Raw genomic sequence first — 7678 nt, 5'->3', positions numbered from 1 at the left:
AAAATGCAAAATACCCATCAAACGCGTGAAACATGTGTTTGATGGGTATTTTGTGTATTTTTATGAATAAATCAGGTGATCAGCGTCATAGATTAAAAGCTGATCAGGTTGAATTACAGGGACATATCAATTTCTTAGATGAAAAAATTCAAACTTACCACGAAATGAATGCAAGTGTGGAAGCAAAATTAGAAAGTAAGTAATACAAGAGTTGGACTTTTTGTTCAACTCTTGTATTTTTTTCTTGACATGGAGTTAACTCCACCAATTAAGCTTGCTATATTCAAATTGAAAGAAGGAATATATATGACAACAAGAATCGAAGAAGGAAAAAATATGTTAGCTAAGGTAGACGGTAATGCAGCGGGAAATGTCATGGATTCATTAAAGGATATTGCTCCGGATGTAGGGAAATATATCTTAGAGTTTGCATTTAACGATATTTATAGTCGTGCAGGGCTTGATCTGAAGCAACGTGAAATGATCACCATTACAACATTATTAACTCAGGGAGATACTGCTTCCCAACTTAAAGTACACATTAATGGGGCCTTACATGTCGGACTTTCCAAGCAAGAAATTGTTGAAACGTTTATTCACTGTATCCCATACGTTGGATTTCCAAAAGTTTTAAATGCAGTCTCTATTGCAAGAGAGGTATTTAGTGAACATGATGGACAAGAAAAAGATGAATGATCAGGTTATGGATGTTGCCGCAAAGCTTATTAGTAGATCGACTAACATAGTCGCCTTTACTGGGGCCGGAATTTCAACTGAATCCGGAATTCCAGACCTCTCACAAATTTCTGAAATATTAAGTGCGGATAGGGGGTTCAATGGCGGAGTGTTTGGGTTGCTGGATAGCAGATTTGCAAAAACTGATCCGGTAGAATTTTATCGGCTTTATCGAAAGACATTTTTTCAACCAAGTGCTAAGCCTAATTTTGCTCATAAGTTTTTAGCATATCTAGAAGCTCAAAATAAGCTGATTGGTATTGCAACAATGAATATTGATTATTTACATCAACAAGCTGACAGTAAAACTGTTTATGAGTATTGGGGTGATATGAGAAAAAATCACTGTAGTTATTGTCATCGTTCTTATGATTGGGACGTTGTTAAAGAACAACAGATCCCACGGTGCCCAGTATGTCAACACGTGATTGTCCCTGATTTTGTCCTACGGAACCTAGCGACTTATCAAAGCGAAATTAGTGAGGGACAAAAGCTATTGGCACAGGCAGATTTATTGCTAATTGTTGGCACCCGCCGAAGCCCAAATAGCTTTTCTTCGAAGATTCCTAAGATTGTTATCAACGATGAAATCGACAACAAGCTTAGAGATCAAACAATTTATATTAATGGGAAGGCTGCCACTGTTTTTCAGGAGTTAAATTATCGGATCGCAAAAAATACATTTCATAAAAATGCAGTTTAACTTAAGGCGTACTTCCTAAAAAACTAAGCAACGTAAGTAATAGTTACTTCGATATCTTCGAATCAAGATCTAAAAAACTGCAAATGCAAAGTCAGTACAGTATCATTAATGCTGATTTGGAAAGGAATACTCATGAAACAATACCATGACCAATATTTTGAAGGTGAACGCCCGCTATTTGCTGAAACTAATGCAACAATCGAGGAAACCACCTTTGGCAAGGGAGAGTCACCGCTCAAAGAAAGTCAGAATATTAAGTTAAGAGATTCGATTTTTGCTTGGAAATATCCGCTTTGGTATAGTCGCAATATTCAAGTTGATCATTCAATTCTAAAAACAATGGCTCGATCAGGTATTTGGTACACGCATGGTATTACCATCCAAAATAGTTCAATTCAAGCCCCCAAAAGTTTTCGTCGAAGCTCTGGTATTGAATTAACAGATGATCACTTTTCAAATGCACAAGAAACCTTGTGGCGTTGTGACGATATCAAGCTAACCAACATCCAAGCCAACGGTGACTACTTTGGCATGAACAGCAGTAATATCTATGTTAGCCATCTTAATCTCATTGGCAATTATGTCTTTGACGGTGGTAAAAACATTGAGATCCATCATTCCACGTTTGTTTCCAAAGATGCTTTTTGGAACTGTGAAAATGTCACAATTTATGACTCAACGATTAGTGGTGAATATTTGGCGTGGAACACCAAAAACCTTACTATGATTAACTGCACAATTGAAAGCAATCAAGGGCTTTGCTATATTGACCATCTTAAAATGCGTAATTGTCACTTGCTGCACACAAATTTAGCATTCGAATACTGCTCAAATGTTGATGCTGAAATAAGTTCCAGCATTATGAGCATAAAAAATCCGCTAAATGGTAAAATTCACGCTCGCTCAGTCGGCAAAATCATACTGGATCCGACCAAAATAAATCCTGGTAAGACTACAATCATAACTGATGATGAGACACGCGGAGAGGTTCCAGCTTAACTATCAGTTAATGCGAACCTGCACAAAGCCCGCTTACCTGTTTATCGTAATCAGAATATGGTAACAAAAGGTAAGTGGCTTTTGAAGATTAACATTGACTGTCCAAAGACAATGCTTGAAGGCAACTAACAACAACTAAAAACAAGAATTGAGTTGTATTCGGACAATCAAAAACGCCTTTAATGCGGTGACAACAATGTGAACCACATTAAAGACGTTTTTTATTTAACTTCGTTCACCGGCCACTGAGGCTTCTCACCATCCAGCACCCTCACCACTTCGCTGGCTGCATCCGTTGCCATCCGTGAGAAACTCTCAACGGTGTTGGACCCAATGTGAGGGGTCAATAAAACATTATCCAACGTAAAGAGTGGACTCTCTTTTGGTAGTGGCTCTTTTTCGAAGACATCCAGGGCAGCGCCGGCAATTGTCCGGTTACGTAAGGCTTCAATCAATGCAGCCTCATCAATTAAGCTACCGCGTCCCAAATTGACAATCACGCTGGAAGCTTTCATTGCAGCCAACTGTTGCTTGCCGATGATATGTTTGGTTTCCGGCGTTGAGGCTAAATGCAGCGTCAACACGTCGGCTTCTTTAATGATCGTGTCAAAATCAACGAATTTACCATAAGCAGACTCTTTTGGCGTGCGGTTATAAATTAAAATGTTCATATCCAACGCACTGGCCTTCTTGGCAACCCAATGACCAATTCGACCATAGCCAATGATCCCAAGGATTTTTCCTGATAGATCGAATCCACGATGCTTCATCCCATAACCACTATCGCCCCGGCGCATAGCATTGGAGATATTGGTGAGGTTTTTAGATAAATCAAACATCTCAGCGATCGTCGTTTCAGCCACAGTCGCCGCATTTGCATGGGGCGTAATCGTGACCCAGACACCATGTTTGGCACTAGCATCGAGATCAACATTGTCGTAACCAACCCCATGACGGGCAATGATTTTTAGATTAGGCATTTGAGCAACCACTTCTTCGCCGATCGGATCGACAAACAAAATAATGCCATCAGCATCCTGACCATACTTCAAAATATTTTCGCTACTGGTCGTTGGAACTTCAACCAGTTCAATTCCCCGATCAGTTAGATATTTCTTGCCATCCTCTGACAAGGATTCTGGAACCACAACTTTTTTAGCCATAGCTACCTCCATTTACACCATTATTAAGCTTATAATCTCGCAATTGAACCAACTAATCAAGTGGACAATCGCCGAGCTTATTTCACGATTTTTTTGTTTGGATCCAACCAATTGATCATCACAGCCACCATCAGCATGACAACCACGGCGACAAACACCATATGCAACGCAGTGAGGACAATGGGATCTATGGCAGCTTGATTAGGAATTGGCAGCCGTTGCTTGGAACTGATCACTCGATTTACTTTCGCGAACGTCAATTCACCATGTAATTGCAGGCGAATGACAAAATTTAAAATGGCCCCGTAGATTCCGGCCATCACTGTCTGACCCAGCGACCGGCCAAGTGTCAATATCGAAGTCGCCGAACCAACCATGTTTGTTGGCACTAAATGCTGGCTCAAAATCGTGTTCATACTGATAATGATCCCCATCCCGGTTCCGTTTAGCATCGCAATCACGTAGAATGCCCAGACTGGAAACGAGTGCCCGGCAAAAATCAGGCAGACGTAGCCAATTAGCATCACACTAATCAAGCTCACAGCGATCCACTTTGGGACGTATTTAGCGATGAGCGTCCCGACTGCAAATGAGGCCAGCAACCACATAATCGAACTGGAAGTCACCACTAAGCCGGCCCCAGTTGCTGAGACGTGGTATAAGGATTGCAGCCAAATTGGAAAGTACACTTGATAGCCGATCAGGACACCGCTCAAAATCATCGCGGTGGCAATTTGAATCGTAAAGGTTGCTGAATGAAACATCTTCGGTGACATCAACGGATCAGTAACCCTGCGTTCCTGCCTGACCAGCAATCCTAAACCGATGAAGGCAATGATAAATAATCCCAACGCCGGCAGTGGTTTCGTATCAATGAATTGGATTGCCAGCAACAAGCCGACTAAAAAGACAGTTAGCCAAGTAATGCCCAGCCAATCAATCGTGAGCTTTTGCTTCCCTTCAACTTTTTCATGATAACCGAGCCATACCAGTAAGGCAACCAATAATCCCAGCGGGACGTTCACAAAGAACACCCAATGCCAGGAGAGCTGGTCAACCAAAAAGCCACCAATCAGCGGCCCAACCAGCGCGGACAATCCCCAAGCAGTATTATTAAATGCCAAAACATTGGCCCGTTCCTTGAAGCTGAAATTGTCGGCGATGATCGTAAACGTCAATGGTATGACTGCCCCAGCGCCAATTCCCTGAATCGCCCTGGCAAGGATTAAGATCAAAATAGAAGGTGCCAGCCCACTCAGACAAGACCCCAGCGTGAACACAATCACGCCCCATTGAAAGACGTTGCGCCGCCCGAGGGTATCTGCCAACTTGCCATATATCGGCGTGGTTATCGCTGTCGTCAATAAATAAGCACTCATGATCCAGCTTTGAAATGCCAAGCCGTGCAGTTCACTGATAATTGACGGTAATGCCGTCGTGACAATTGTGACTTCAACGGAGGTCATGAACGTGGCGATAAATACCGCCGTCATGATTACCCACCGCTTGTTATGATCCTGATGCAAAGATTCTTTTTCATTCATTAAATTCCATCTCACTTCTAATCAATGTTACTATTATACTATTCTCGGTTGGGTGAAAACCAGCACCCAGCCAAAATATCCAAACCGGAAATGGAGTTAGTCACTTTGAAAATTACTTACCAGTCGGCTAAGCTCAGCCAACTACCAGAGATTATGGTCATTGAGCAAACCGGCTTTTCTCCTGCTGAGGCAGCGACTGAAGCCGCCATGGAAGACCGCATTAAGCAGTATCCCGATACGTTCATCGTGGCCAATGCCAAAGCCAAGGTTGCCGGCTATATTGTTGGTCCAGCATATCATCAGCGGTATTTAGCTGATGGCCTGTTTGAAACCTCCCACCCCAACATTTCGACCGACGAGTACCAAACCGTTTTGAGCCTAGTCATCCATCCCGCTTTCCAAGGATTAGGCATTGGCGGTAAATTGCTCGATGAATTGGCCATGGTTGCCAAAGACCAAGGCCGCAAAGCAGTGACGCTCACCTGCTTAAAAGAGTTGATTCCATTTTATGAACGCCACGGTTATGTGAATGAAGGCGTCTCAGCATCTGATCATGCAGGTGAAATTTGGTACAACATGGTACGAGAACTGCGACCATGATCGCCGAACTCTTTTTCCAGTATTTTTTGATATGATTCCAGATAAATGATATGATTCAGGCAGAGCTTAAAACGCTTACATTAGGGGATGAGACCATGCACCAGATTAAACGATCCTTACTATTAGTTGGCTTGACGGCCGTTTTGGCAGCACCATTTGTTTCAACATCAACAAATCCAACGTCTGCGGTCACGGCAGCTGCAAAGACTACCAAATCAGTCAATCGGCAAACACTCGCTAAAGCAATCAAACGAACCCCGGATCTTAATCCAACCAGTAGCGTCCGGCATTTTTCTTTTCGCACTTACTACAGCTACTTTACCCTCTTTAATAAGAATTATAACGTCCAACGGATGAGTAAACCGACTGTCTTTAAACATCATCAGGCAACCGTTTACGTTCCTTCTGCTGAGCTTCGAGAGACTGGCTATGTCACTGCTGCAATCAAGAATTGGAATGTGGCTTTGGGCACCAAGGTCTTTCGAATTGGCACGGCTACCAACCATACCATCACCGTCAATATGAAAGACGGGCCAACCTCCCCGGATGGTTCCTGGGATGGCTACTATCAAACAAATAAAGTCTACGTCAACGCCAATTTTTACAATAACGCCAACTACCTGCCAACGGTTTATACCGATTTAACTGGCGACAAAATGGCCGGAGCCTCCTCACCTAACTCGGCCGCTTACCAACATCAATACAAGCGCTATTGGACAGCGGTCATCACTCACGAATTGGGTCACAGCTTGGGATTGGATCATACCCCCTACTCAAACGACATCATGGCCTCGGAATTCGAATCTGCCGGTTCGGATTTCAAGTATACCTGGACAGACTATAAAGTTGTCGACAATTCATTTGCGATTTTAACTGGTAAATTATCGACTCGCGATATTAACCGGGCTAAACTCACCAAATCAATTGGTTATTGGTAAAACTTGGGTCGAGAAATTAACGATCAATAAAAAGGCGGTGGCCCCCAGAATCCTAGTTTGGATTTTGAGGACCACCGCCTTTTATCATGATGTCAAATTGTTTTGGAGCATTTTTCTACTTCATCGTTCGATCAAAGAATAGGACCAAATCATCCCACACGTCGTCCAAGTACCCTTTGGCGTGGCGGCTTCCCGGAATCATTCTGGTTTGATACGGAATTTGGTGATCCGTGAGGGCTTTGGCCATGTCAAGGACCCCGCTGGTGGGCACAAATTCATTGAGGGAATTACCTAGATACATTTGACCAGTCTTATTGTTTACGCGATGGACCGGAGTTGCGGCTTCATATTGATCCGTGCGGCCACCAAAGTAGTTGGTCACAAACCATTTGTAGAATGGATCATTGGCCCCATCCTGGTTAATTTTCGCACTGGCGGTGGAATTGAAGCCACTAGTGTCGCCTTCTTTGGCAACAACCGCAACATGTTCGCCAAGCCATTTATCGATATCTAAAATACCGGATAATGAGACAATTGGAATACCATATTTAATTGCCAATTCAACGGTCATGTTGCCACCGGCAGACGAACCAAAGGCGCCAATGTGTGCGTGATCAAATGGTAAGTCCGACTTAACCAACCATTCATAAAGGTGATCCATGTCCTCCAAGGGAGCCGGATAAAAGGCCTTTGGGGTAATTCGATAAGCCGGGGTGACGACCAAGTAACCTTCATCCACAAAGCGTTTCGATGAATCAGCGTCCTTGGTTTTATTCCCTCGGAACCACCCACCACCGTGAATATCAATGATAGCTCCACGACTTTGTTTCAGGTCACCGTCATAGTAAATGTCGGTCAGTTGATGGTTTACCGGATCATAGTCAATATCCGTTTTAATTACATAGTTTGTCACAATAGATTCCTCCCCGATGCTATTAGATAATTCACACCTGAAGTATCCACCCAGAAAATTTGTGGGTCAACTAAAGTGACCTT

General features: G+C 43.0%; 9 protein-coding genes. 6 read left to right on the top strand and 3 right to left on the bottom strand.

All coding sequences use genetic code 11. The features are described from left to right. Nucleotides 1–62: 62 nt before the first annotated feature. The 4 genes from QUF07_RS07770 (at nucleotide 63) to QUF07_RS07755 (ending at nucleotide 2437) form a co-directional block, all read left to right on the top strand. Nucleotides 63–203, top strand: coding sequence for a hypothetical protein (locus QUF07_RS07770; RefSeq protein ID WP_289427136.1), 141 nt, complete (start codon nucleotides 63–65; stop codon nucleotides 201–203). 103 nt (nucleotides 204–306) lie between these two features. Then, the gene (locus QUF07_RS07765) at nucleotides 307–696 is read left to right on the top strand and encodes a carboxymuconolactone decarboxylase family protein (RefSeq protein ID WP_217164775.1); all 390 of its coding nucleotides are present in this window, start codon (nucleotides 307–309) and stop codon (nucleotides 694–696) included. Beyond that, nucleotides 671–1438, top strand: coding sequence for an SIR2 family NAD-dependent protein deacylase (locus QUF07_RS07760; RefSeq protein ID WP_249778493.1), 768 nt, complete (start codon nucleotides 671–673; stop codon nucleotides 1436–1438). Before QUF07_RS07765 ends, QUF07_RS07760 begins: the two co-directional genes overlap by 26 nt. A gap of 132 nt (nucleotides 1439–1570) precedes the next feature. After that, nucleotides 1571–2437: a DUF3737 family protein gene (locus QUF07_RS07755; protein WP_217164773.1), complete on the top strand. Its 867-nt coding sequence runs from the start codon at nucleotides 1571–1573 to the stop codon at nucleotides 2435–2437. 221 nt (nucleotides 2438–2658) lie between these two features. On the opposite strand, the gene QUF07_RS07750 is transcribed toward QUF07_RS07755, so the two are convergent. Continuing rightward, nucleotides 2659–3600: a phosphoglycerate dehydrogenase gene (locus tag QUF07_RS07750; RefSeq protein ID WP_289427135.1), complete on the bottom strand. Its 942-nt coding sequence runs from the start codon at nucleotides 3598–3600 to the stop codon at nucleotides 2659–2661. 77 nt (nucleotides 3601–3677) lie between these two features. Then, a complete protein-coding gene (locus QUF07_RS07745) occupies nucleotides 3678–5144 on the bottom strand; it encodes an MDR family MFS transporter (RefSeq protein WP_289427134.1) in 1467 nt (488 codons plus the stop codon). 105 nt (nucleotides 5145–5249) lie between these two features. On the opposite strand from QUF07_RS07745, the gene QUF07_RS07740 reads away from it, so the two are divergent. Together QUF07_RS07740 and QUF07_RS07735 are read left to right on the top strand one after the other, a co-directional pair. Continuing rightward, the gene (locus QUF07_RS07740; RefSeq protein WP_217341741.1) at nucleotides 5250–5744 is read left to right on the top strand and encodes a GNAT family N-acetyltransferase; all 495 of its coding nucleotides are present in this window, start codon (nucleotides 5250–5252) and stop codon (nucleotides 5742–5744) included. A gap of 95 nt (nucleotides 5745–5839) precedes the next feature. After that, nucleotides 5840–6682 (top strand): matrixin family metalloprotease, encoded by an 843-nt coding sequence (locus QUF07_RS07735; protein WP_289427133.1) that lies wholly within the window; start codon nucleotides 5840–5842, stop codon nucleotides 6680–6682. Between the two features lie 115 nt (nucleotides 6683–6797). Here QUF07_RS07735 and QUF07_RS07730 read toward each other — a convergent pair whose 3' ends face one another. After that, the gene (locus QUF07_RS07730) at nucleotides 6798–7595 is read right to left on the bottom strand and encodes an alpha/beta hydrolase fold domain-containing protein (protein ID WP_217164764.1); all 798 of its coding nucleotides are present in this window, start codon (nucleotides 7593–7595) and stop codon (nucleotides 6798–6800) included. Nucleotides 7596–7678: the final 83 nt, after the last annotated feature.

It is taken from the genome of Lentilactobacillus sp. TOM.63, assembly GCF_030361045.1.
Lineage (GTDB): Bacteria > Bacillota > Bacilli > Lactobacillales > Lactobacillaceae > Lentilactobacillus > Lentilactobacillus dabitei.
This window is presented reverse-complemented; position numbering and strand designations above follow the sequence as displayed.

What these genes read in the sequence shown, in the direction of transcription:
- QUF07_RS07770 (WP_289427136.1), top strand. Translation starts at nt 63, where the DNA reads ATGAATAAATCAGGTGATCAGCGTCATAGATTAAAAGCTGATCAGGTT.
- QUF07_RS07765 (WP_217164775.1), top strand. Translation starts at nt 307, where the DNA reads ATGACAACAAGAATCGAAGAAGGAAAAAATATGTTAGCTAAGGTAGAC.
- QUF07_RS07760 (WP_249778493.1), top strand. Translation starts at nt 671, where the DNA reads ATGATGGACAAGAAAAAGATGAATGATCAGGTTATGGATGTTGCCGCA.
- QUF07_RS07755 (WP_217164773.1), top strand. Translation starts at nt 1,571, where the DNA reads ATGAAACAATACCATGACCAATATTTTGAAGGTGAACGCCCGCTATTT.
- QUF07_RS07750 (WP_289427135.1), bottom strand. Translation starts at nt 3,600, where the DNA reads ATGGCTAAAAAAGTTGTGGTTCCAGAATCCTTGTCAGAGGATGGCAAG.
- QUF07_RS07745 (WP_289427134.1), bottom strand. Translation starts at nt 5,144, where the DNA reads ATGAATGAAAAAGAATCTTTGCATCAGGATCATAACAAGCGGTGGGTA.
- QUF07_RS07735 (WP_289427133.1), top strand. Translation starts at nt 5,840, where the DNA reads ATGCACCAGATTAAACGATCCTTACTATTAGTTGGCTTGACGGCCGTT.